The sequence below is a fragment of the Flexivirga sp. genome (genome assembly GCF_051955415.1).
Lineage (GTDB): Bacteria > Actinomycetota > Actinomycetes > Actinomycetales > Dermatophilaceae > Flexivirga.
In genome coordinates this window covers 37,041-59,778 of record NZ_JBQCGS010000024.1, presented here as the reverse complement: position 1 = coordinate 59,778, position 22,738 = coordinate 37,041, and the positions used below count along the sequence as shown (strand labels likewise).

The window sequence follows — 22,738 nt, the reverse complement described above, 5'->3', positions numbered from 1 at the left end:
CGGGGGCCCGTGGCCCTCGTGGGGGGCCGGGGCCGGTTCGGGTCCCGCGCCCCCCGGGGCGTGGACACCACCCCCACCACCACAATGTCGGGGGGGGGCCCCCCCCGCGGGGCCCCCGCGCCCCTTGGTGTATGCCGCGCGGACGACACTGCGGCCGCGCGGACCGGTCAGGTGCGCTCGGGCCGCATCGTGGCCCCCATCACCGCGGCGCCGAGCACCAGCACGCAAGCCCCGACGACGATGTTGCTGATCGTCGTGCCGACGGACGGGTTGATGCCGTGCATGACCCAGTTGGCGACGATGAGCCACAGACCCATCACCGGTGTCACCCACGCCATGCCGTACATCCGGCCGCCCGAACCCGCGCACGCGATCGTCATCACCATGATCGCCACACCGACGATCAGATCGTTGATCGCCAGCGGTGTGGTGCTGCCGCTGAAGCCGATGATCCAGGGTGAGATCGCTGCGTACCCGCCGGCGAGGACCATCAAGCCCTCGGCGAGCTGAGCACGTGGAGTCCCCGCCGCCCGGTCGTAGCGGTCCCGCAGGGCCACGATGTCCGGGTGGTGTGCCATCGACGTGTCGAAAATGTGGTGCGTTGCCATGACCCACCTCCTGTGTGGGGGAGAAGTTGCGTCTCCATTCTCCTCCCGACACGGCGAAATGACGCCGCCTCAGTTGGTCGCCACGGCATCGCATCGCGCGTCATACCGCGCCAGCCGCCGGTCGCACGCCGCGATCTCGTCGAGGTTGCCGACGAAAGCGTTGTACGCCAAGTGACACAGCCCGATGTGTATGGCGCACACGCGCATTCGTTCGTCGAAGGCGTCGATCGCCGGGTCGGTCGGTTCGAAATGTGCGCGAGCCGCTTCCCTGACGTCCAGCCTCGCCATACCGGCATGCCACGGCGCCCAGAACTCCAGCCACGCAATGTCATACACATAGTCACCGGAGAACAGGCAGCCCCAGTCGAAGACAGCGCGCAGCGCCCCGCCGTCGTCCGCCACGGTGACATTCCGGTTCAGCAGGTCGCAGTGCACGAAGCTGCGCGGCGGCTCCAGCCCGTCGCTGAGCGTGGCCAGCAACTCCAGACCCTCGTGGAAGCTGCGGTCTCCGGTCGGCGACTCCGCCAGCGGCCGCGACCATCCGCCGCCTCGTTGGTCCGGCTCGTCCGACAGGTCGCTCAGCCAGTCGTGCCAGCTGATGCCCAGTCCGATCTGTGCCGCGTCGAGCCGGGTGTCGACCCCGTCGCCCACCGCGACGTCCGACGGCAACCGGGTCTGCAACGGCACCTGCCGGAGTGCATCGATCGCGGCGAACAGCTGCGGCAGCGCACGCGACCAACCGGCCGGGTCCAGCGCCTCCAGGAAAGTGCCGGAGTGCCGCTCGGTCACCACGCCGTACCCATCTTCCACGGCGAAGAGCGCGTGCGCGCGAGGCGTGGGCAGCGCCGGCGCCGACCAGCCGGATGCCAGCACGTCCTTCACGAAATCGTCAACGTGCGGCCCGAACCGTGCCACCAGGCCGGTCGCCGCGCCGTCGATGTCAGCGGTGAAGAAATAGGGTGTCGACCACGCGCCGGCAAGCACCGGAGCGACGTCGCAGACGTTCTCGAATCGGTCACTGAGGTATGACGTCGCCTGTTCCAGGTCCATCGGCATCCGCCGACGCTATTGCGGCCCGACGCAGGAGCGCGCGACCGATTAACGGACACGCAGTCGCTACCGTCGCGGGTTACTCGCCGAAATTGCCACGAAACCGCGAAGAAGTGACGACAGTAGCGACTTTCGTGACCTTGGCGCCGAGTGGATCGATCTCAGATGAAGAGTGCGGGATCCGCATAGGGGTCAGGCTGCGCGGCCACTGGCTGCGACGGGCGCACCTTCGCCGGGACCCCCACCGCCACGCTGTATGACGGGACGTCTCGCACCACGACGGCATTGGCGCCGATCTGCGCTTCCTCGCCGACGGTGAGCGGACCGAGCAGCCGTGCGCCGGCGCCGATCGTGACCTTGTTGCCGACCGTCGGGTGCCGTTTGACCCGGTCGAGCGAACGGCCACCGAGGGTGACTCCGTGGTAGAGCATCACGTCGTCACCGACCTCGGCGGTCTCGCCGATGACCACGCCCATGCCGTGATCGATGAAGAAGCGCCGGCCGATCCGTGCCCCCGGGTGGATCTCCACGCCGGTCGCCGTGCGAGCCGCCTGGGAGACCAGCCGGGCCGGCAGCCGCCAGCGGCCACCCTTGCGCCACATGCGGTGCGCGACCCGGTGCGCCCAGATGGCGTGCAGCCCCGGCGACGCCAGCGCCATCTCCAGGCGCGAGGTCGTCGCGGGGTCACGCTGCATGGCGGCGTCGAGATCCTCGCGCACCGACGCGACGGCAGCGCGCACCGACTGCGTCACCGGTTTCGAACGATGACCAGTGGTGAGCAGCGTGCCGTGGGCCATGACTGGCTAGTCAACCAAACCTTCGAAGAGCGCCGTCGACAGGTAGCGCTCGCCGAAGCTGGGGATGATGACCACGATGGTCTTGCCGGCCGACTCAGGCCGGGCGGCGACCTGTGCCGCGGCCGCCAGCGCCGCACCGGAGGAGATGCCGACCAGCAGGCCCTCCTGCGTCGCGGCCTTGCGGGCCCATTCGATGGCCTGCTCGAAGTTGATGTCGAGCACCTCGTCATACACGTCGGTGTCCAGCACCTCGGGCACGAAGTTGGCGCCCAGGCCCTGAATCTTGTGCGGGCCGGGCTTGCCGCCGTTGAGGATGGGCGACTCGGCGGGCTCCACGGCCACGACCCGGACCTCCGGCTTGCGCTCCTTGAGCACTTGGCCGACACCGGTGATGGTGCCGCCGGTGCCGATGCCCGAGACGAGGATGTCGACCTTGCCATCGGTGTCGCGCCAGACCTCCTCGGCGGTCGTCTCGCGGTGCACCCGGGCGTTGGCCTCGTTGGCGAACTGACGGGCCAGCACCCCGCCACGCTCCTGGGCGATCTGCTCGGCCTGCTCGACCGCGCCCTTCATGCCGCCCGCCGGGTCGGTCAGCACCAGCTCCGCGCCGAACGCGCGCAGCAGCGCGCGGCGCTCCTTGCTCGCACTCTCCGGCATCGCGAGGACCACGTCGTAACCCTTGGCCGCACCCACCATCGCCAGCGCGATGCCGGTGTTGCCGCTGGTCGCCTCGACGATCGTGCCACCCGGCTTCAACTCGCCGGCGTCCTCGGCGGCCTTGATGATCGCGGCGCCGATGCGGTCCTTGACCGAAGCGCCGGGGTTGTTGAACTCCAGCTTGGCGGCAACGGTGGTGCCCTCGGGTGCGTCGATGATCCGGTTGATGCGCACGAGCGGTGTGTTGCCGATCGCCTGGGTGACGTCGTCGAAGATGGGCACGTCTGTTGCCTTTCCTTGTCCGGAGAGCGCCGGGCCTGCGTCCGGCCGCGCCCGGTCCAACACGAGGACCGGTTATGCGTATTCCAACAGGTTGTTATTGAACGCGCAAACAGTGTCCATCGCCCGATCAGTGCGCGAGTCACACGGCAGAAGTTACCGACCAGTAACAGGTGATTAGACTGCCCGCATGACAGCCTTGCAGATCGTGGCCGCGATCATCACCCTGGCGATCACCGCCGCCGGCATCGCCGTCGCCATACCCGCCGTCCGAGGTTTCGTGCAGACGTTCCGTCTCGGCCGCCCGGAAAGCCGTGGCGATCACAAGGGACGCCGCACGGCGACGCTCGTGCGGGAGGTGTTCGGGCACACCCGGATGGCGCGCCTGCCGATCGTGGCGATGGCGCACTGGGTCACCATGATCTCGTTCATCGTCCTGTCGCTGGCGGTGCTCACGTCGTACTTCCAGGTGTGGGACCCGACGTTCGCGCTGCCGCTGATCGGGCATTTCGTGCTCTACGAATGGCTCGTGGAGGTGCTGGGCTGGACCGGCCTGGTCGGCATCTGCTGGCTCATCTGGAACCGCCGCGACAAGCACCCCGCGCGCTCGGCCGGCCGGGACGGACGCCGGTCGCGCTTCTTCGGGTCGACGTTCTGGCAGGCCTACTTCGTCGAGATGGTCATCCTCATCGAGATCATCTGCGTGCTGGCGCTGCGCGGCCTGGAATACGCGATCGGCCGGTACGAGGGCGAGGGCTCGGCGAGCGGACTGCACTTCCCGCTCACTGCCTGGTACGGCGAGTGGCTGCATCACCTGGACGCCGGCACCGTCAAGGCGCTGATCGTGGTGATCTCCACCATCAAGATCCTCACCGCGATGACCTGGCTGATCGTCATCGCCCGCAACATCACGATGGGTGTGGCGTGGCATCGATTCCTGGCCTTCTTCAACATCTTCTTCAAGCGGCACGCGGACGGGTCCACCTCGCTGGGTGCGCTGCAGCCGATGACCGTGGCCGGCACCCCGGTGACCATGGAGTCGCTGGAGGACCGGGACGAGGACACCACCTTCGGCGTCGGGGCGGTGGAGGAGTTCACCTGGAAGGGCCTGCTGGACTTCTCCACATGCACCGAGTGCGGCCGCTGCCAGTCGCAGTGCCCGGCCTGGAACACCGACAAGCCGTTGTCGCCGAAGCTGCTGATGATGACGCTGCGGGAGAACGCCCACGCCAAGGCGCCCTACCTGCAGGCCGCTCAGGCGGCCGCCGGCACCGGACCGGCCACCGCGGACAACCCGATCATGCAGATCCCCCTGGTCGGCGCCACCGGGTATGACGTGGGCTCGCCGCTGACGGCATACAACCCGCTGGGCGAGGCCGGCGCAATCATCGACTCCGACGTGCTGTGGTCGTGCACGACCTGCGGCGCCTGCGTCGAGCAGTGCCCGGTCGACATCGAGCACGTCGACCACATCGTCGACATGCTGCGCTACCAGACACTGATCGAGTCGGCGTTCCCGTCCGAGCTCGGCGGACTCTTCAAGAACCTCGAGGGCAAGCAGAACCCCTGGGGTATGTCGGCCCGCGCCCGGCTCGACTGGGCCAAGGGCCTGCCCTTCGAGGTGAAGGTCTTCGGCCAGGACGTGGAGAAGCTCGACGAGGTCGACTACCTCTTCTGGGTCGGCTGCGCCGGCGCCTACGAGGACCGTGCCAAGAAGACCACCCGCGCAGTCGCGGAACTCCTGGACACTGCAGGGGTTTCGTTCGCGGTCCTTGGTGACGGCGAGGCCTGCACCGGTGACCCGGCACGACGTGCGGGCAACGAGATGCTCTTCCAGGCGCTGGCGTCACAGAACGTCGAGACGCTGAACGAGGCCGGCGCGACGAAGATCGTCGTCACGTGCGCGCACTGCTTCAACACGCTGAAGAACGAATATCCCCAGCTGGGTGGCGAATACGAGGTCGTGCACCACACCCAGCTGCTCAACAAGCTGGTGCGTGACAAGCGCCTGACGCCGGTCGCCCGCCCGGACGAAGCCATCGCCGGCGACAGCGCCGCCTCGACCGGCGCCTCGGTCACCTACCACGACCCGTGCTACCTCGGCCGGCACAACGGTGTCTACGCCCCGCCGCGTGAACTGATCGGTGCGCTGCCGGGCGTGGAGTACCGCGAGATGGAGCGCTCGAAGGAGAAGTCGTTCTGCTGCGGCGCGGGCGGTGCGCGCATGTGGATGGAGGAGAAGCTCGGCTCGCGGATCAACGTGGGCCGCACGAAGGAGGCCGTCGCGACCGGCGCCGACCGAATCGCGATCGGCTGCCCGTTCTGCCGGGTGATGATGACCGACGGCCTCACCGCCGAACAGTCCGACGGCAACGCCCGCGAGGACGTGGAGGTCGTCGACGTCGCGAACATGCTGCTCGCCGCCGTCCGCCGCGGCACGGAGAGCACGCTGGTCGAGCGTCGTCCTGAGTAGCCCGTCGCCAGGATCGAGAGGACCCGATCCGCGTGGAGAGGCCCCACAATTCGGTGCGAATTGTGGGGCCTCTCAATGCTTTCCGGGTCCTTTCGATCCGGACCCCGGACTAGAGACGGCCGGACTTCACCACCCGGCTGAGGAACTGCTGGGTGCGCTCCTCCTGCGGGTTCTCGAAGATCTGCTGCGGCGGGCCCTTCTCCAGGATCTGACCCTGCTCCAGGAAGCACACCTGGGTGGCGACCTCCTTGGCGAAGCCCATTTCGTGCGTCGCCAGCAGCATGGTCAGCCCGTCGTGGGCCAGTTCGCGCACGATCTCCAGGACGTCGCCCACGAGCTCCGGGTCGAGCGCCGCGGTGATCTCGTCCAGCAGCATGATGCGCGGCTCCATGGCCAGCGCCCGCACGATCGCGACGCGCTGTTGCTGGCCACCGGACAGCATGTCGGGGTAGGCCTCGGCCTTCTCCGCCATACCGACCGAGTCCAGCAGTGCCATGGCCTTCTCACGTGCCTGCTTGTCCTTGACCCCGGCCACCATCGTCGGGGCGAGCATGATGTTCTTCAGCACCGACATGTGCGGGAAGAGGTTGTAGCTCTGGAAGACGATGCCGACATCCCGCCGCAACCGGTTGAGGTCGACGCCGGCGCCGGTGACGGTGTCACCCTCGATGAGGATCTCACCACCGTTGACCTGCTCCAACTGGTTGACGCAGCGCAGCAGCGTCGACTTGCCCGACCCGGACGCCCCGATCAGGCACACCACCTCGTGGCGTTCGACGCTGATCGACACGCCCTTGAGCACTTCGTTGTGTCCGTAAGACTTTCGGACGTCGTTGATCTCCAGGAAAGCCATCTCAACCACCCGCCCGTTTCGCTGCATCCCGGTTGATCAGGTAATCCACGAAACGCGCCTGCGGGATCGTGACGATGATGAAGAACACTGCGGCCAGGGTCACCGGAGCAAGGGTGAACAGTTTGGACTCCCACAATTTGGTGACCGTCAGGACCTCCGGGATGGCGGCGATCGACAGCAACGCCGTGTCCTTCTGCAGGCTGATGAAGTCGTTCAGCAACGGCGGCACCATCCGGCGGACCGCCTGCGGGACCAGCACCGCCCGCAGCGTCTGCGCGTAGCTGAGGCCGAGCGACCGCGAGCCGGCGGTCTGGCTGGGATGGATCGACGCCAGGCCGGCCCGGTAGACCTCTGCGACATACGCCGAATAGGTCAGGGTCAGCGCGACGACACCGAGGTACGCGGCGTTCCAGGTCTGGGTGAAGGTGAACGCCAGGGGGACCCCGAAGACCACCAGGAGGACCGTCACGATCGCCGGGATCGCCCGGAACACATCGCAATAGACCGTCGCGATGAGTCGCAGCGGCGCACCGGCGCGTCCCGGCAGCATGCGCATGATCGCCAGGATGAGACCGAAGATCAGCACCAGCACGAAGGAGACCACGGCGACCCAGACGTTGATCCAGAAGCCTTGGATGGCCTCGGGGAACGACTGCCGCCAGGCATCCACCCGGAAGAATGTGTCGGCGACCGCACCCTGGTTGGTCAACGCCAACCACATCAGGCAACCGACGATGATCGCCGCCACCCCGTAGCCGAGACCGATGGCGGCGTCCTCGCGACCGCGTGCCGCCGCTCGGCGGGCGGCGACCAGTTGGTTGTCGTCCAGCAGCTTCGCCCGCTTCGACGCGCCCGAGAAGCCCTGAACCGTGGGCCACAGCGGATAGAGCGACATCAGCACCAGGATGGCCCCGACGACGGTCGAGAAGGCATTGCCGTGGTTGTAGTCGCGCAGCAACTTCGCGCCGTACAACACCAGCGCGATGCCGACGACATCGACGACGAGCGCGGCGACCGCGAACCCGGTCACCTTGTGCGGTGGACTGGGCTCGGGCGCCTGCTGCGTCTCTTCGTTGACGAGAGCACGCATGCTCATGGGGTCAACCCCCTTCGCGTTCGGTCAGACCGACTCACTTGACGGTCCACACCGGGACCGCCGCCGGGTCGCCACCGAAGGCCGGGCCGAGGTAGTCCTTGGACAGCGTCTTGAGCGTGCCGTCGTTCACCAGCGTGGTGATGCCCTTGTCGAACTCCTTCTCGTTCGCCGAACCCTTCGGGTAGATCGCGCCGTACTTCTCACCGGTCTTGTACTGGCCCGCGACCTCCAGCTTGCCGCCGGTCTGCTTGGCCTCCGCCAGCACGATCGCGGTGTCCAGCAACGCGACATCGGACTGCCCGGACAGGACGCCCTGGTAGAGCGTCTGGTTGTCCGGGTAGACCTTCTGCGTCTTGCACTTGAGCTTGTTCTTGAGGAAGTCGACCGAGGTGGTGCCGGAGTATGCCGCGCACCGCTTGCTCTTGATGTTGTCGGCGGTGACGCCGGCACCCTTCTTGGTCAGCACCCCGATGTTGGAGTCGAAGTAGGGCTTGGAGAAGTCGACGACCTTGGCACGGGCCGGGGTGATCGAGATCTCCGCGAGCGCGATGTCGAAGTTGTTGGTGTGCCCGGCGACCAGCTGGTCGAACGACACGTTCTTGATGGACAGCTTCTTCAGCCCGGCCATGTTGGCCAGCTCGGCGGCCATGCAGTATTCGTAGCCGTCCTTGATGGACGAGGCGGTGGTGCCGTTCCACCAGCCCTGCGCCGGCAACGTCGTCTCCACGGTCAGCGTGTCCTTGACCGCCGGCGTGATCTTGATCGAGTTGGCCTTGCTGGTGATCTTGCAGTTGCCGTATTTGCCGGAGCCGCCCGCCGACGAACCGCCGCCGCTCGAGCTCGAACCGCATGCTGCCAGGGAGCTGGCCAGAGCCACTGCGCCGACGATGCTGAGAGTACGTGTGAATGCCATGACCTGGAATTCCTTCCGCAGGGACATCGCCGAGCATCGGGGAATGCCGCCCGGCCTGTGTGCGAGTCACCATATGGCGGTCGACCGGGATTACGTGGGAATTCTGCTGAATGAGCGACTATTCGTTATCGAGCGGCGGTGCTGCCGTCCTGTGCTGCGGTATGGCGTTCGGCGCGCGACGCGCCACGGCTCCGCAGCAGTGTGCGGTGGAGGTGGCGCACGAAACCGACCGAGACGACGCACCAGATCGCGAAGGCAAGCCACAGCTCGACGCGGCCGATGTGTTCGACCCACGGCAGTTCCTCGACCTGTCCCAGGTGCATCGAGGCCACGGCATACATGCCGAGCGGGAAGACCACACTCCAGAGGCTGACGTCATACGCCAGGGACATGCGCCGCACGAAGTGCCGCCAGCAGAACGCCACCATCAGCATCGGCAGCAACCAGGAAGCGAACGACCAGAACATCACGGTGGCCGCGTCCAGGATCGGTTGCACGTTGGTCACCACCGCGGAGCCGGGCGAGTCCAGGATCTCGGCGCCGGCCAGCACGGTGATCGACGCGGCACCCATGCAGACCCAATAGGACGGCGCGAAGTCGGCGTCGTAGAGCATCTCCCGCAACGCGATCAGCATGCTCTCGGCGCCATACAGGAAGACGCCGACCGACCAGGCGACGACTGCGAGCATGGCAAAGAGGTGCTCGGCAGCGTGCAGGTGCCGCTCGAGTATGGCGGCCATCGTCGCGACCGACTGGCTGGAGACCACCCACAGGAACCAGGAACCGTTGGCGTTGCGCACGGTCGGGCGGTGCGATCGATCGAGCATGGTCGCCCAGGGCACGGCATACCCCAGCAGCAGCCAGGCGGTGAAGCCGAGGACGAAGAGCACCAGCGCGAGCACGATCAGACCGTGGGCGGACACGCCGCCGGCGAGCACCCCGGCCGCGGCGACCGAGGTGAAGTAGCCGAACGCCAACTGGGGGTCGAAGAAGTCGGCGACCGCTCGCGAGGTGAATTCGATCAGTCGCCAGACGTTGCAGATCGCCAGCACGACGAACGCCGCACCGGCGATGATCAACAACAGGTCCGCCAGGCGGGTCGCCCCATCCAGTCGCAGGCCGGAGGAGACGATGCCGGTGGCCATCACCAGCGCGAAATAGCCCGGCGACAACCGGCTGACGGCCTCCCGCGTCCGCTCGAGCACTTCCATGACCACGGGGCGACGCTACCGCCGTCGGCTCGGCTCCGGCTGGGTGGCGCGGTGGTCGTTCACGGCCGCCGCCGATGACACGCGTTGTGCACACCCCCGAGGTCGCTGCCGGGTCGTCCACAGGAAGAACGTTCGCCGCTGCCCCGCAACCGAGGACATACCTACTGTCGTCGGCATGTCCGACGACCCAGATCAGATCCGCGAACAAGCCCGCCGCGCCGCCCGACTGGCGACGCAGGCGCGCAGCGCAGCCACTTCGGTCAGCAGCAACAGTTCGGTGCGCTGGCAGAGCCTGGGCGCCGAGCGATACCGCAAGAAACTCACCGATCGGGCGACCGAGTTCCGGGACCGGGCCGACGACCTCGACCACCTCAGTCGCCTGCTCTACAGCCACGCCCGCCACGTGTCGGACCACGAGAACGTCGTCAAGTCCGTCGTGCACCTCGTCGCACCCGTCACCGGGTTCCTGCCGTGACCGCCGTGAGCGTCACCCTCGCGCAGCGGCCGGTCCGGCAGTCGGAGTTGCGGACGGTCACCGACCGACTGACGGCCGGGGCACACGCGACGATCAGTGCCCGCACCCGGACTCGTGCACTGGCCGTGCTGGCCCGCGCCACCGGCGAGGACTTCGAGCTGCTGCTGCCCTCCGACGGGGTGTGGCGACTCATCAGCGGCCCGGCCGACCGGCTCGGCGCAGAGCTCGTCGGCCTCGCCACCATGCTGGAAGATGTCACCGGGACAGGACCGACGAGCGAGGCATCACCACTCCCGGACATCCCGCCGCTGGCTCCCGGTGAGCTCCTCGCGCTGGCAGAGGTGATCCGGCAAGGTGACTGCGAACGCCTCGACGCGGCCCGTGACGAGCTCGAACTGCCGGGGCTTCCTTGGTGGGTCACCCAATTCGCGTGGGGTGCCGAAGCGGTCCTGGCGCTGCGACTGACCGCGCCGGGCATCGAGGGCTTCGCCACCATGCTGCACCTGTTACCCGGCGGCTGGGGCTGTCTGAGCGCCGACGCCGACGACGACCTGGCCTTCCGGCCCATGACGAGCATCCAGGTGCAGGCACGGATCAATGCCTTCGCCGACCTGCTGCAGGGGTGTGCCCATGCCGACCACTGACACCGCACCGCAGTGCACGGTCGGCGGCGGCTCCGGGTCCACCGAGGCCCACTTCCTCGACATGCGCACGACGGCAACGCGGCTGGACACCTCCGGCGACGACGCACGACACCTGTGCACCTCGGTGGTGCGCATCGGATTGTCGCTGCCCGCCAAGAGCGCCATCCTCTCCCCCGGATCGGCGCTGCGCATCACCGAGCAGATCGCCGCGTTGACGGTCGATCTCGGCGGACTGGCACTGCGGATGGAGTTCGTCGCACGCACGCTGCGGTGGAGCGCCACGGCATACGAACTCGCGGACGCGACGCAACGTGCGGCCTTCGCGGCGCTCACCATCGCCACGACCCCGCAGCGATTGCTGACCGACATCGCGCTCGCCGCGACCGACGCGACGCTCCGGCACCCCACTCCGCCTCCGGTCGGGTCGCGCAGCGAGTACGGCGCAGCACTGATCCGCAACGGAAGGGCATGGACCGACAGGTTCACCAACGACCTGCAGCATGAAGTCTCGAACGACCCGGCTCTGGTCGACGGATCCGTCGCCTGGACCAGCTTCCTGATGCCGGCCGTCGTGCGCAAGTTCCCGGCGCTGCTGGTCGCGTTCGGCCCGGCACCCGATGACTACGAGGGGCAGATCGGCTGGCTGCTGGCGAGCGGCCAGAAGCTCGGCTGGTTCGCCGACTCCAAACCGTTACAGGTCAAGCAGACCGGCAGGTCCAGCAGACCCGCCAGGCAACGGCAGCTGAGCGACATCGTCGGGGAGGCCGCTACCACCGAGCACCAGTCCGACTCCGACCACTCGGTGGTGCACGTCCGCCGCGTCGTCGGGACCGACGGCAAGGGCGCATGGGTGGTGTCGATCCCCGGGACGACGCATTGGGACCTCACCAGCGACCACGGCCCGTCGTCCACCGCCGCCAATCTGGCGAGCATGGCCGGCACCGACCACACGCTCTATCCGGCGATCGACAAAGCCGTGACGGCCGCCATGCGCGAGGCCGGAGTGCGGCCCGGCAGCGAGCCGGTGATGATGGCCGGGCACAGCCAGGGCGGCATCGTCGCGACCCGGCTGGCGGCGGACCCGCACTTCCGGGACAAGTTCGACGTCACGGAGGTCGTCACCGCCGGCTCGCCGATCGGCCGGATCACCGTGCCCAAGAGCGTCAACGTGCTCTCCGTGGAAAACATCCACGATCCGGTGCCGCGCGCCGACGGCGTGCCCAACCCCGACGCCACCAACCGGACCAACATCGTGTGCGAGACACCGAAGGGTGAGAAGCTGCACGGCCTCGCCGACGCGCACGACGCGTCGCGCTACGCCCGGTCGTCGCAGGAGCTGACCCCGGACCGGGCCGAGCGCCAGCTCTCACAGTGGTACACGCGCAACCACCGATTCCTCGACGGGACGGACACCGACTTCACCTTCCAGTTGCGCAGACCGTGACGCGCTTCATGCCGGGTCCAGCGCGTTCGGGTCCGACTCCGTCATCGCTCCTTCGAACTGCGACATGTAGAGCCGGTGGTAGGCGCCCTCGGCCGCAAGCAGGCTGTCGTGGTCCCCCTGCTCGACGATGTGGCCGTCCTCCATGACCAGGATGGTGTCAGCGTCACGGATCGTCGAGAGGCGGTGCGCGATCACGAAACTGGTGCGGTCCGATCGCAGCGCCGCCATCGCCTCCTGCAGCAGCACCTCGGTGCGGGTGTCCACCGACGAGGTCGCCTCGTCCAGGATCAACATCGCCGGATCCGCCAGGAAGGCCCGGGCGATGGTGATCAGCTGTCGTTCACCGACCGACACCCCGGAGCCTTCCTCGTCGATGACGGTGTCGTAGCCGTCCGGCAGCGACCGCACGAAGCGGTCGACGAAGGTCGCCTGGGCGGCTGCCTGGATCTGCTGCTCCGTCGCGTCCATGCGGCCGTAGGCGATGTTGTCGCGGATCGTCCCGTGGAAGAGCCAGGCGTCCTGCAGCACCATGCCGATCCGCGATCGCAGATCATGCCTGCTGATGGTGGTGATGTCCTGGCCGTCGATGAGGATGCGCCCGGAATCCAGCTCGTAGAAGCGCATGATCAGGTTGACCAGTGTCGTCTTGCCGGCGCCGGTCGGTCCCACGATCGCCACCGTCTGGCCCGGCCGGACCGCGAGCGACAGATCATCGATCAGCGGCGCGTCCGGCGCATAACCGAAGCGCACGTGCTCGAACTCCACCGCGCCACGTGTCGGCGCCATCGGCGTGTCCGCGTCCGGGCGCTGCTCCGGCGCGTCCAGCACCTCGAAGACGCGTTCGGCGCTCGCGACACCGGACTGCATGAGGTTGACCATCGAAGCCAGCTGGGTCAGCGGCTGGGTGAATTGCCGCGAATACTGCACGAACGCGGTGACGTTGCCCAGCGTCATCGAGCCGTTGGCCACCTGCAACCCGCCGAGCACGCACACCACGACGTACTGCAGGTTGCCGACGAACATCATGATCGGCATCACCAGACCACTGACGAACTGCGCCCGCCAGCTGACCGTGGTGAGCTGGTCGTTCGTGCCGTCGAACGACGCGTCCACCTCGCGCTGCCGGCCGAAGACCTTGACAAGCTCGTGCCCGGTGAACGTCTCCTCGATCTGCGCGTTGAGTGCGCCGGTGTGACCCCACTGCGCGATGAACAGCTTCTGCGAGCGCTTCATCACCTGCCCGGTCACCAGCATCACGATCGGTATGGCGATCATCGCCACCAGCGTCAACCACCAGGAGATCGTCAGCATCATCACCACGACACCGATCACCGTCAGCCCGTTGACCAGCAGCTGACTGATGGTCTGCTGCATCGACTGGCCGATGTTGTCGATGTCGTTGGTGACCCGCGAGAGCAGCTCACCGCGGGGCTGGCCGTCCAGATAACTGAGCGGCACCCTGTTGATCTTCGACTCGACGTCCTTGCGCAGGGTGTTCATGGTGTCCTGCACGACCCGGTTGAGCAGCCGCGCCTGGACGAACTGGAAGGCACCGGCAGCGAGATACAGGCACAGCACCACCAGCAGGATCCGGCCGAGCGTGCCGAAGTCGATCCCCACGCCGGGCACCAGGTCCATGCCCGACACCATGTCGGCGAAGGTGCCCTGACCGCGATCGCGCAACGCCTGCACGACCTGTTGCTTGGTCTGCCCCTGCGGGAGATGCGATGCCACCGCCCCCGAGTAGATGGTGTCGACCGCCTTGCCGAGCACCTTGGGCCCGACCACGTTGAGAGCGACAGCCGCGACCGTCAGCACCAGGATGGTGACCAACCGGGCCCGGTGGGGACTCAGCCGGCGCAGCAACCGTTGCGCGGAGCCGCTGAAATCCTTGGACTTCTCCGCCATACCGACGCCCATGTGCGGCCCGCCCCCCCGGCGGAAGGGTTTGGCCGCGCGGTCCGCGGGCACCGCCGGCAGGTCCTGCTTCGCGGGGGTCTTCTTGGCCATCACGCGGCCTCCTCACCGGTGCCGCCCTGAGAGGCGACGATCTCGCGATAGGCCTCGCAGGTCACCAGCAGGTCGTCGTGCGTGCCCATGCCGACCACGTCGCCGTCCTCCAGCACCAGGATGATGTCCGCAGTGCGGATGGTCGAAACCCGCTGGGCGACAATGAAAACTGTCGCATCGAGAACGTGCGGTGCGAGCGCTTCACGCAACCTTCGGTCGGTCGCCAGGTCCAACGCGGAGAAGGAGTCGTCGAAGAGATAGATCCGCGGCTGCGCCACGAGCGCACGAGCGATGCACAGGCGCTGGCGTTGTCCACCGGACACGTTGGTGCCGCCCTGCGTGACGGCGGCGTCGAGCCCGCCGTCCATCCGCTCGACGAAGTCGCGGGCCTGGGCGATCTCCAGCGCCCGCCAGAGCTGCTCGTCGGTCGCGTCCGGGTTGCCGTAGCGCAGGTTGCTGGCGACGGTGCCGGAGAAGAGGTAGGCCTTCTGCGGAACGATGCCGACGTGTCCCCACAACAGCTGCGGGTCCAGATCCCGCACGTCGACACCGTCGATGCGCACTGCACCGGAGGTCGTGTCGAAGAGACGTGCGATCAGCGAGAGCAGGGTCGACTTGCCCGATCCGGTCGAGCCGATGATCGCCACGGTCTGGCCCGGTTCGGCATGCAGGCTCACCGATCGCAGCACCGGATCGTCGGCACCCGGGTATTGCATGGTGGCCTCGTCCAGCTCGACGACGCCCCGCACGTGGGTGGGCGTGACCGGCTGCATCGGCGGCTGCACCGAGGGTTGGGTGTCGACCACCTCGGTGATCCGCTCCGCTGCCACCGAGGCACGCGGGATCATCATGAACATGAAGGTCGCCATCATCACCGACATCAGGATCTGGATCAGATAGGTCATGTATGCCGAGAGGGAGCCGATCTGCACGTCACCGTTCGCGACCTGATGGGCACCGAACCACCAGACGCCGATCGTCGACAGGTTCATGACCGTGATGACCGTCGGGAACATGATCATCATCAGGCTGCCGACCTTGGTCGAGATCTCGGTGAGGCTGTCCGTCGCCCCGTCGAAGCGCCGCTCCTCATACCGCTCGCGGGTGAACGCGCGGATCACCCGGACACCCGAGAGGTGTTCGCGCATCACCCGGTTGACGATGTCGATGCGCTGCTGCACCAGGCGGAACCCGGGCACCATCTTGCGGACCACGGAGCCGACCGCCGCGCCGAGCACGATGACCGCGATGAGCACCAGCCACGACAGACCGGCGTCCTGGCGCAGCGACATGATGACCCCGCCGATCATCATGATCGGTGCACCGACCATCAGCGTGCAGCTCATCAGCACCAGCGTCTGGACCTGCTGCACGTCGTTGGTGCTGCGGGTGATCAGGGACGGTGCACCGAACTGGTTCATCTCCCGCGCCGAGAACCGGCCGACCGACCGGAAGATCGACGCGCGGGTGTCGCGCCCGAAGAACATCGCGATCCGGGCGCCGAAGAACGCAGCGCCGATCGATCCGACGACCTGCACGAGGGAGACCCCGAGCATGATCGCGCCGGTCCGCCAGATGTAGCCGGTGTCGCCCTGGGTGACGCCATTGTCGATGATGTCGGCGTTGAGCGTCGGTAGGTAGAGGTTGGCGCCGACATTGACCAGTTGCAACAGCACCAACCCCAGCAACAGGCCGCGATACGGCGCGAGCCGGTCCCGAATGAGTGTGAAGAGCATCTACTTCCCCCGAATCTGTTTCCCTGCCAACCGTTCCGGCATGCCACCCTCGAGCGGATCGGTCGCCCACGGGGCCGGACGCGTCGACACGCCATACAAAATCGTCTGCACGATCACCTCGGGTGCTAGCACCTCGCCGTCGTTGATGTGCTTGTGGCTCCCGCTGAAGGTCAGCAACCGCAACAGCCGGGTGACCTCCGGCACCGGCAGGCGCAGCTGGTCGGCATACGGCTCGAGCAGCCGCAGCACACACGAGCCCAGCTCCGCTTCCTGGCGCCGCTGCCGCACGGGGTCCCGGAACCGTTCGGGCGGCCCGACCATGCTGAAGGCGCCCATGATGTCGAAGATCTCCTGGAACCTGGCCTGCAGCACAGCGACCAGGTCGATCATCACCGTTTCCAGGCCCGCGCCGCCATCGATTTTCCCGAGATCCTCCTGCAGCGAGCGTGGGTCGAAGGTCCGCTCGATGACGGCGTCGAAGAAGGAGTCCTTGTTGGCGAAGACCCGGAAGATGGTGCCTTCGGCGACCCCGGCCGCTTCGGCGATCTGCCGGGTGGTGGGCAGCGTATGGCGCTCACGAATGACACCGATCGCCGCCTGGATCAAGGCTTCTCGGCGTTCCTGTGGCGGCAGCGGTGCCGCGCGACCGCTGCTTCTGGTGGACCCGGACGCACCCATGACATCGCACGCTAACACAACTGAGTGAGCACTCACTCAGTTTCCTGAACGGCAGCACGGCAATGCCGGCCGCTCCCCTGACGGGAACGGCCGGCAGCCGGCACGGAGGGGACCCGGTGCAGCGACCCAGCGCTCGGACCCAGCGGGAACGGATCAGCCGAGGCCGTTGTCCGAGACGAACAGCTTGGCCACGCTCGCCGCATCCTTGTGATCGACCTGGACCTGCTTGTCCATGGCCGCCAGCTTGTCGGTGGTCAGCTTGGCCTGCACTGCGTTGAGCACCGACTGCACCTTCGCGGATGCCTTCGCCTTGCGGATCAGCGGCACAACGTTGTCGCTGCCGAAGACGTGCTTGGGGTCCTTCAGCACCACGAAACCGTCGGCCTTGATCGACGGGTCGGTGGTGAAGATGTTCGCCGCCTGCGCCTGGCCGTTCTTCAGCGCCTGCACGATGGCGGTGCCCTGCAGTGCCCGGAAGCTCTTCGGCACCAGGTTGTACTTCTCCTTCAGGCCCTTCAGACCCTGCTCGCGCGTCTGGAACTCCGCCGGCGCGGCGAACGTCACCTCACTGGAGTGCTTGGCCAGATCGCCGATCGTCTGCAGGCCCCACTTGTCGGCGGTCTCCTTGGTGACCGTGACCGTGTTGGAGTCCTCGGCCGCGGCCGCGTCGAGCACGATCTCGCCTGCCGGCAGCTTCTTGGTGAGCGCGGCCCGGACGGCGTCGGGCGCCGTCTGGGTGGCGGACGGTTCGTAGAAGGTCAGCAACGAGTAGGCATATTCGGGGACCAGGTCGATCGAGCCCTGCTGCAACGCCTTCAGGTAGACCTCGCGGGCGCCGATCGGGTCCCCGGTGGTCGCCTTGAGGCCCTTGGCGTTGAGCGCCGCGGCATAGATGTCGGCGATGAGCTGCGACTCCGGGAAGTTCGCGGCGCCGACGTGGATCGTGCCGGCCTCGGCCCCGCCGGTCGGCACCGCGGCGCTCGAGCCGGAGCCCGTGCCGAGCGGATTGCTGCTGCCGCCACCGCACGCGGCGAGCGCCAGCGTCGCGGCGATGCCCAGAGCGGTCGCGGAGAGTGTGCGCTTCATGATGGTTCCTTCATCTCGGTGATTGGCCTGGGAATGGTCGTGAGGTGCGTGCATGCCGTCGGAGTCAGGCGGCGTGTGCGGACTCGGCTGCGGCGGCCGTCGTGCGCGACCTCCGGCGGGACGCCCCGGAGGTGCGCAGACCGCCCGGCACGCTGACCTGTTGCAGGACGGCGAGGAGCCCATCGACGACCAGCGCGAGCGCGGCGACGAGGATCGCCCCACCCGCCATCTGCGCGTAATCGGAGTTGGCGAGGCCGTCGATCAGGTAACGGCCGAGGCCGCCGACACTGATCGCCGCCGCGATCGTGGCCGTCGCGATGATCTGCAGGGCCGCGCTGCGCACACCGGAGAAGATGAGCGGCAGGGCGCAGGGCAACTCGACACGGGCAAGCACCTGACGGCCCGACATGCCCATGCCGTATGCCGCGTCGCGCGCCGCGGGATCCACCTCGCTGACGCCGCTGTAGGCACCGGCCAGCAGCGGCGGTATGGCAAGAATGACGAGCACGATCACGGTCGGGACGAGGTAGGCCGAGTCCCCGGTGAGGCGGGACACGAACCACATCGCGACCACGAAGAGCAGGCCGAGGCTCGGGATCGCCCGGAAGGCGTTGGCCACCGCGATGATCCACTTGCCCTTGCCGGTGTGCCCGATCAACGCGCCGATCGGCAGTGCGATCAGCGCCGCGATCAGCAGGCTCTCGCCGGAATACTGCAGGTGCTCCAGCAACCGGTGCAGGATGCCGGTGTCGCCCTGCCAGTGCGCGCCATCGGTCAGCCAGCGCCATACGGACCCCGTCATGCGGACACCGCTCGTTGCCACGGCGTCAGCAGCCGGGTGATCGCCTGGATCACCAGGTCGAAGATCAGCGCCAGCACCAGGCAGCCGACCACTCCGGTCCAGACCTCCGCCCAGTAGCTGGTCTGGTAGCCGTCCGTCAGGTAGAACCCGAGTTGGCGGATGCCCAGCAACGCCGCAACGCTCACGATGGCGACGTTGCTGACGGCGGCGACCCGCAGACCGGCGGAGATCACCGGCACCGCGAGCGGCAGCTCGACCCCGAAGAAGCGGCGGATCGGGGTGTATCCCATGGCGATCGCCGCCTGTGTCGTCTCCTCCGAGACCGCACCCAGTGCGTCGGCCACCGTTCGGACCAGCAGCGCCAGGGTGTAGATCGTCATCGCGATGATGACGTTGATCGGGGCGATGATGCTGGTCCCGACGATGAGCGGCATCAGCACGAAGAGCGCGAGCGACGGGATCGTGTAGAGCAGGCTCGAGCCGCCGACGAGCAGGACCCGCAGCCATGACGCGCGACGAGCCAGCCAGCCGAGCGGCAGCGAGATCAGCAGGCCGATGACCAGCGGGAATCCGGCGAGCCAGGCGTGCTCGACGCCGCGGCTGAGGATGTCGGACCAGTGGTCCTGGATGAAGGAGAACACCGGTGGCTACTCGCCGTGCGAGGCGTTGAAGGTGGCGGCGGTGTCGACGGCCTGTTGCGGCGCGATGTCGGCCTCGTCGACCTCGGGGCGGTCCGTGGCCTCGATCGCCTGCAGCACCTGATGCGCGCGGACGGTGCCCAGCAGCCTGCCGTCATCGGCAGCAATGACGCCGCGACGACTTGGTGACGACAACGCCGCATCGAGCGCCGAACGCAACGGGCCCGAAGCGCGAGCCACCGTGCCGCCGCGGTGCAGCATCGCCGGGTCGATCGGTGCTGTGATCACCGACGGCTGGATCCAGCCGACCGGTCGGCCGTCGTCCACCACGAGCAGCCACTCGTCGTCCGTTGCCGCCCGGGCCTGCTCGGGCGTCGTGCCCAACGGCACCGTGACCTCTGCAGCCAACGGCAGCGGCGGCGTCTCGGCGAAGGTCAACGCTCGATATCCGCGGTCCCGGCCGATGAAGTCGGCGACGAAGTCGTCGATCGGATGGGCGAGCAGGTATGCCGGGTCGGCCAATTGGGCCAGTCGGCCGCCGACCCGCATGACCACGATCTGGTCGCCGAGCTTGAGCGCCTCGTCGATGTCGTGCGTGACGAAGACGATCGTCTTGCCGAGGTCCCGCTGCAGACGCAGGAACTCGTCCTGCAGTTGCTCCCGCACCACCGGGTCCACGGCGCTGAACGGCTCATCCATCAGCATCACCGGCGGGTCGGCGGCCAGCGCGCGGGCGACGCCGACGCGCTGCTGCTGACCGCCGGACAGCTGTGACGGCCAGCGGTCGGCGAACCGCCCTGGCAGCCCGACGAGTTCGAGCACTTCGCGGGCCCGCTCGCGCGCCTTGGCCTTCGGGGTGCCGAGCAGTTGCGGCACCGTCGCCACGTTGTCGACGACCCGCTTGTTGGGGAACAGGCCGGCGTGCTGGATGACGTAACCGATGCCCCGGCGCAGCTTCGCGGCATTGAAGGTCCGGACGTCCTCACCGTCGATGGAGATGCTGCCGCTGGTGGGCTCGATCATCCGGTTGATCATCCGCAACGACGTCGTCTTGCCGCACCCGGACGGTCCCACCAGGACGGTGATCTGGCCGGTCGGGGCATCGAAGGACAGGTCGTCGACGGCGGTCGCACCGTCGGCGTACTGCTTGACCACCTGCTCGAAGCGGATCATGGTCACCCAACGTAGTGCAGGCCACCGACATCCTGTCGCGTCAGACCCGGCAACGTGCCCGGCGAGCGATGCCTTTCGCGCACGCTGCGAGGCTGCGAGGTCAGGGACGCAGCAGCGTCTGCTGCAGGAACTCGTTCGTATGGCGGTGCCACGCGCGCGCTCGCAGCAGCATCGCGTGGGCGTCGGGCAACTGGACGCTGCGCGCGTCCCCGCCCGCCGCGACGATCCGGCCGGCGAGCCGTGAGCTCTCCCGCGGATCGGTGATGACGTCCTTGCGGCCGTGCAACAGCAGCGTGTGTCGGCCGAGGAAGGGCTCGACGTCGTACTGCCGCGGGATCCACGGCGCCATACCGACGATGCTGACCACCCCCTCGCAGCCGGCGAGTTCGAGTGCGACCCGACCCCCCATCGAATGACCGACCAGCGCGAGCGGCACGCCCGGGTAGAGCTCCTGCAACCGCCCCAGCGCCCACCGAGCATCCACGACCGGTGAGCGGGCGTCACCGTTGTATCCGCGCACCGCGTCGCGCAGCACCGCGGGTGCGATGCGGCCGCCGGCACTGCGCTCGATGCTGCGCGCGACGGCCACCATCCGCAGCACCGGGGGGCTGGCCTTGAAGGTGCGCTGCAGACCGTGTTCGGCGCCGCCGTGCAGCAGCAGGGCGATCGCCTCCGGGCGGTGCCTGCCGTCCGGCAGCGTGAGGAACGGGTGTGCCTCCGGTCGCACCTGCGCGTGCGCCGGACCGACCTCGAAGCGGGGCCTCATGCGGTCACGCTCACAGCTGCGACCGGTGGAAGTTGTCGTAGGACCGGCTCGCGGTCGGGCCCCGCTGGCCTTGGTAGTGAGAGCCGTATTTCGCGCTGCCATAGAGGCTTTCGGCCGGACTACTGAGCTGGAAGAAGCACAGCTGGCCGATCTTCATGCCCGGCCACAGCTTGATCGGCAGGGTCGCGACATTGGACAACTCCAGGGTCACGTGGCCGGAGAACCCCGGGTCCACGAAGCCGGCGGTCGCGTGGGTGAGCAGGCCCAGCCGGCCCAGGCTCGACTTGCCCTCCACCCGTGCGGCGACGTCGTCCGGCAGCGTCACCTGCTCGTAGGTCGAGCCCAGCACGAACTCCCCCGGGTGCAGCACGAACGGCTCGCCCGCGTCGGTCTCGATCAGCCGGGTCAGTTCGTCCTGCTCGGCGGCCGGATCGATGAACGGATACTTGTGATTGTCGAACAGCCGGAAGAAGCGATCCAGTCGGAAGTCGATGCTCGAAGGCTGGATCATCGTCTCGTCATACGGGTCGAGACGCACGCGTCCGGCGTCGATCTGGGCGCGAATGTCGCGGTCGGAGAGCAGCACGGGGGTCACGCTACCCGGCGGGCCCGTGCGCCGGTGGCGCCGCGCGTGGGTTAGACTCCTGCCGGTCCGAAATCGCCCCCGCGGCAGCGTGTCAGGGGAGCGGCTTTCGCGGCACGCGAGTGTAGTTCAATGGTAGAACATCAGCTTCCCAAGCTGAATACGCGAGTTCGATTCTCGTCACTCGCTCTTCACTGCGTTTCTTGTGCTCGACTCCTCACCGCCCTCCTGCGGCTCGGGCTCGCTCGCCCCGCGCCGCAGCCGCGCCGACCGTTGTCTCGCGGACCGTCCACTTGCCCTTCCGTCGCCAACGCTGGTCGCTCACCACCTCGCCGGTTCCACTTCGCACCGCCCGCCTGTGGCTCGGGCTCGCGCCGTTCTGCCGATTTGACACCGGCAAAACTACATGCGTGCAACTACAGCATGTTGGGTCTTGGCAAAGTCGCCACCACTAGATAGTGTGTCTCACGCAGTTGGTTCGCGCACGGACACCGACCGCCACGGCGGTCGTCGATCGTGCCCGAGGAAAGAGGGAAGCCGGTGAGATTCCGGCACTGCCCCCGCAGCGGTGAGTGAGGACGAACGTCGTCATCAGCACTGGGCCGACCAGCCCGGGAAGCGACGACCAGTAGGTGTGCGTCTGGCACGGAGTCACGAGTCCGAAGACCTGCCACTGCCCCGTTCACGTTCGTGGACGGGTCCGACCGCAGCCCGCGCGGGAAGGGCTGACGAACGAGCGGTGGCATGCCCCATCTGCGTGCGCTGC

General features: G+C 67.7%; 21 protein-coding genes, 1 tRNA gene and 1 riboswitch. Of the genes, 5 read left to right on the top strand and 17 right to left on the bottom strand.

All coding sequences use genetic code 11. The features are described 5' to 3' along the window. Positions 1 to 167: 167 nt before the first annotated feature. From ACTHL4_RS04380 to cysK, 4 genes are all read right to left on the bottom strand, one after another. Positions 168 to 608, bottom strand: a complete 441-nt coding sequence (locus tag ACTHL4_RS04380; RefSeq protein ID WP_440281518.1) for an SPW repeat protein — start codon at positions 606 to 608, stop codon at positions 168 to 170. 69 nt (positions 609 to 677) lie between these two features. Beyond that, the gene (locus ACTHL4_RS04375; protein ID WP_440281517.1) at positions 678 to 1,664 is read right to left on the bottom strand and encodes a phosphotransferase family protein; all 987 of its coding nucleotides are present in this window, start codon (positions 1,662 to 1,664) and stop codon (positions 678 to 680) included. Between the two features lie 155 nt (positions 1,665 to 1,819). After that, positions 1,820 to 2,455: a serine O-acetyltransferase EpsC gene (gene epsC / locus ACTHL4_RS04370; protein WP_440281516.1), complete on the bottom strand. Its 636-nt coding sequence runs from the start codon at positions 2,453 to 2,455 to the stop codon at positions 1,820 to 1,822. Between the two features lie 6 nt (positions 2,456 to 2,461). After that, complete coding sequence (gene cysK / locus ACTHL4_RS04365) at positions 2,462 to 3,394, bottom strand: cysteine synthase A (RefSeq protein WP_440281515.1); 933 nt, start codon at positions 3,392 to 3,394, stop codon at positions 2,462 to 2,464. A gap of 187 nt (positions 3,395 to 3,581) precedes the next feature. On the opposite strand from cysK, the gene ACTHL4_RS04360 reads away from it, so the two are divergent. Beyond that, the gene (locus ACTHL4_RS04360; RefSeq protein ID WP_440281514.1) at positions 3,582 to 5,864 is read left to right on the top strand and encodes a (Fe-S)-binding protein; all 2,283 of its coding nucleotides are present in this window, start codon (positions 3,582 to 3,584) and stop codon (positions 5,862 to 5,864) included. 109 nt (positions 5,865 to 5,973) lie between these two features. On the opposite strand, the gene ACTHL4_RS04355 is transcribed toward ACTHL4_RS04360, so the two are convergent. The 4 genes from ACTHL4_RS04355 to ACTHL4_RS04340 all read right to left on the bottom strand — a co-directional run bounded on the left by ACTHL4_RS04355 (position 5,974) and on the right by ACTHL4_RS04340 (position 9,937). Beyond that, positions 5,974 to 6,717 (bottom strand): amino acid ABC transporter ATP-binding protein, encoded by a 744-nt coding sequence (locus ACTHL4_RS04355; protein WP_440281513.1) that lies wholly within the window; start codon positions 6,715 to 6,717, stop codon positions 5,974 to 5,976. Position 6,718: 1 nt separating this feature from the next. Beyond that, entirely contained in the window at positions 6,719 to 7,813 is a 1,095-nt protein-coding gene (locus ACTHL4_RS04350; protein ID WP_440281512.1) for an amino acid ABC transporter permease, read from the bottom strand. Positions 7,814 to 7,847: 34 nt separating this feature from the next. After that, entirely contained in the window at positions 7,848 to 8,726 is an 879-nt protein-coding gene (locus ACTHL4_RS04345; protein WP_440281511.1) for an ABC transporter substrate-binding protein, read from the bottom strand. A gap of 125 nt (positions 8,727 to 8,851) precedes the next feature. Beyond that, positions 8,852 to 9,937, bottom strand: a complete 1,086-nt coding sequence (locus ACTHL4_RS04340) for a tellurite resistance/C4-dicarboxylate transporter family protein (protein ID WP_440281521.1) — start codon at positions 9,935 to 9,937, stop codon at positions 8,852 to 8,854. Positions 9,938 to 10,112: 175 nt separating this feature from the next. Here ACTHL4_RS04340 and ACTHL4_RS04335 point away from each other — a divergent pair, with 175 nt between their 5' ends. From ACTHL4_RS04335 to ACTHL4_RS04325, 3 genes are read left to right on the top strand one after another with little or no spacing between them, the layout of a single operon-like run. After that, a complete protein-coding gene (locus tag ACTHL4_RS04335) occupies positions 10,113 to 10,412 on the top strand; it encodes a hypothetical protein (RefSeq protein WP_440281510.1) in 300 nt (99 codons plus the stop codon). After that, the gene (locus tag ACTHL4_RS04330) at positions 10,409 to 11,056 is read left to right on the top strand and encodes a hypothetical protein (RefSeq protein ID WP_440281509.1); all 648 of its coding nucleotides are present in this window, start codon (positions 10,409 to 10,411) and stop codon (positions 11,054 to 11,056) included. The genes ACTHL4_RS04335 and ACTHL4_RS04330 overlap by 4 nt, the downstream gene beginning before the upstream one ends. Next, positions 11,043 to 12,500, top strand: coding sequence for a hypothetical protein (locus tag ACTHL4_RS04325; protein ID WP_440281508.1), 1,458 nt, complete (start codon positions 11,043 to 11,045; stop codon positions 12,498 to 12,500). Before ACTHL4_RS04330 ends, ACTHL4_RS04325 begins: the two co-directional genes overlap by 14 nt. A 6-nt stretch (positions 12,501 to 12,506) precedes the next feature. On the opposite strand, the gene ACTHL4_RS04320 is transcribed toward ACTHL4_RS04325, so the two are convergent. The 9 genes from ACTHL4_RS04320 to dcd form a co-directional block, all read right to left on the bottom strand. Then, the gene (locus ACTHL4_RS04320; RefSeq protein ID WP_440281507.1) at positions 12,507 to 14,510 is read right to left on the bottom strand and encodes an ABC transporter ATP-binding protein; all 2,004 of its coding nucleotides are present in this window, start codon (positions 14,508 to 14,510) and stop codon (positions 12,507 to 12,509) included. Further along, complete coding sequence (locus tag ACTHL4_RS04315; RefSeq protein WP_440281506.1) at positions 14,510 to 16,246, bottom strand: ABC transporter ATP-binding protein; 1,737 nt, start codon at positions 16,244 to 16,246, stop codon at positions 14,510 to 14,512. Before ACTHL4_RS04315 ends, ACTHL4_RS04320 begins: the two co-directional genes overlap by 1 nt. Beyond that, positions 16,247 to 16,924: a TetR/AcrR family transcriptional regulator gene (locus tag ACTHL4_RS04310; RefSeq protein WP_440281505.1), complete on the bottom strand. Its 678-nt coding sequence runs from the start codon at positions 16,922 to 16,924 to the stop codon at positions 16,247 to 16,249. It lies immediately after the preceding gene. 153 nt (positions 16,925 to 17,077) lie between these two features. Further along, positions 17,078 to 18,010 carry a glycine betaine ABC transporter substrate-binding protein gene (locus ACTHL4_RS04305; protein ID WP_440281504.1) on the bottom strand — a complete coding sequence of 311 codons (933 nt, stop codon included), beginning with the start codon at positions 18,008 to 18,010 and terminating at the stop codon, positions 17,078 to 17,080. A 64-nt stretch (positions 18,011 to 18,074) separates the two neighbouring features. Beyond that, complete coding sequence (locus ACTHL4_RS04300; RefSeq protein ID WP_440281503.1) at positions 18,075 to 18,812, bottom strand: ABC transporter permease; 738 nt, start codon at positions 18,810 to 18,812, stop codon at positions 18,075 to 18,077. After that, on the bottom strand, positions 18,809 to 19,453 hold the full coding sequence (locus tag ACTHL4_RS04295; RefSeq protein WP_440281502.1) for an ABC transporter permease: 645 nt from the start codon (positions 19,451 to 19,453) through the stop codon (positions 18,809 to 18,811). Before ACTHL4_RS04295 ends, ACTHL4_RS04300 begins: the two co-directional genes overlap by 4 nt. A gap of 6 nt (positions 19,454 to 19,459) precedes the next feature. After that, positions 19,460 to 20,623, bottom strand: coding sequence for an ABC transporter ATP-binding protein (locus ACTHL4_RS04290; protein WP_440281520.1), 1,164 nt, complete (start codon positions 20,621 to 20,623; stop codon positions 19,460 to 19,462). Positions 20,624 to 20,723: 100 nt separating this feature from the next. Continuing rightward, a complete protein-coding gene (locus tag ACTHL4_RS04285) occupies positions 20,724 to 21,389 on the bottom strand; it encodes an alpha/beta hydrolase family protein (protein WP_440281501.1) in 666 nt (221 codons plus the stop codon). A gap of 10 nt (positions 21,390 to 21,399) precedes the next feature. Beyond that, the gene (dcd, locus tag ACTHL4_RS04280; RefSeq protein WP_440281500.1) at positions 21,400 to 21,975 is read right to left on the bottom strand and encodes a dCTP deaminase; all 576 of its coding nucleotides are present in this window, start codon (positions 21,973 to 21,975) and stop codon (positions 21,400 to 21,402) included. Between the two features lie 115 nt (positions 21,976 to 22,090). On the opposite strand from dcd, the gene ACTHL4_RS04275 reads away from it, so the two are divergent. Next, positions 22,091 to 22,161 (top strand) — tRNA-Gly (locus tag ACTHL4_RS04275). Positions 22,162 to 22,459: 298 nt separating this feature from the next. Beyond that, a riboswitch (cobalamin riboswitch) is annotated at positions 22,460 to 22,661 on the top strand. Positions 22,662 to 22,738: the final 77 nt, after the last annotated feature.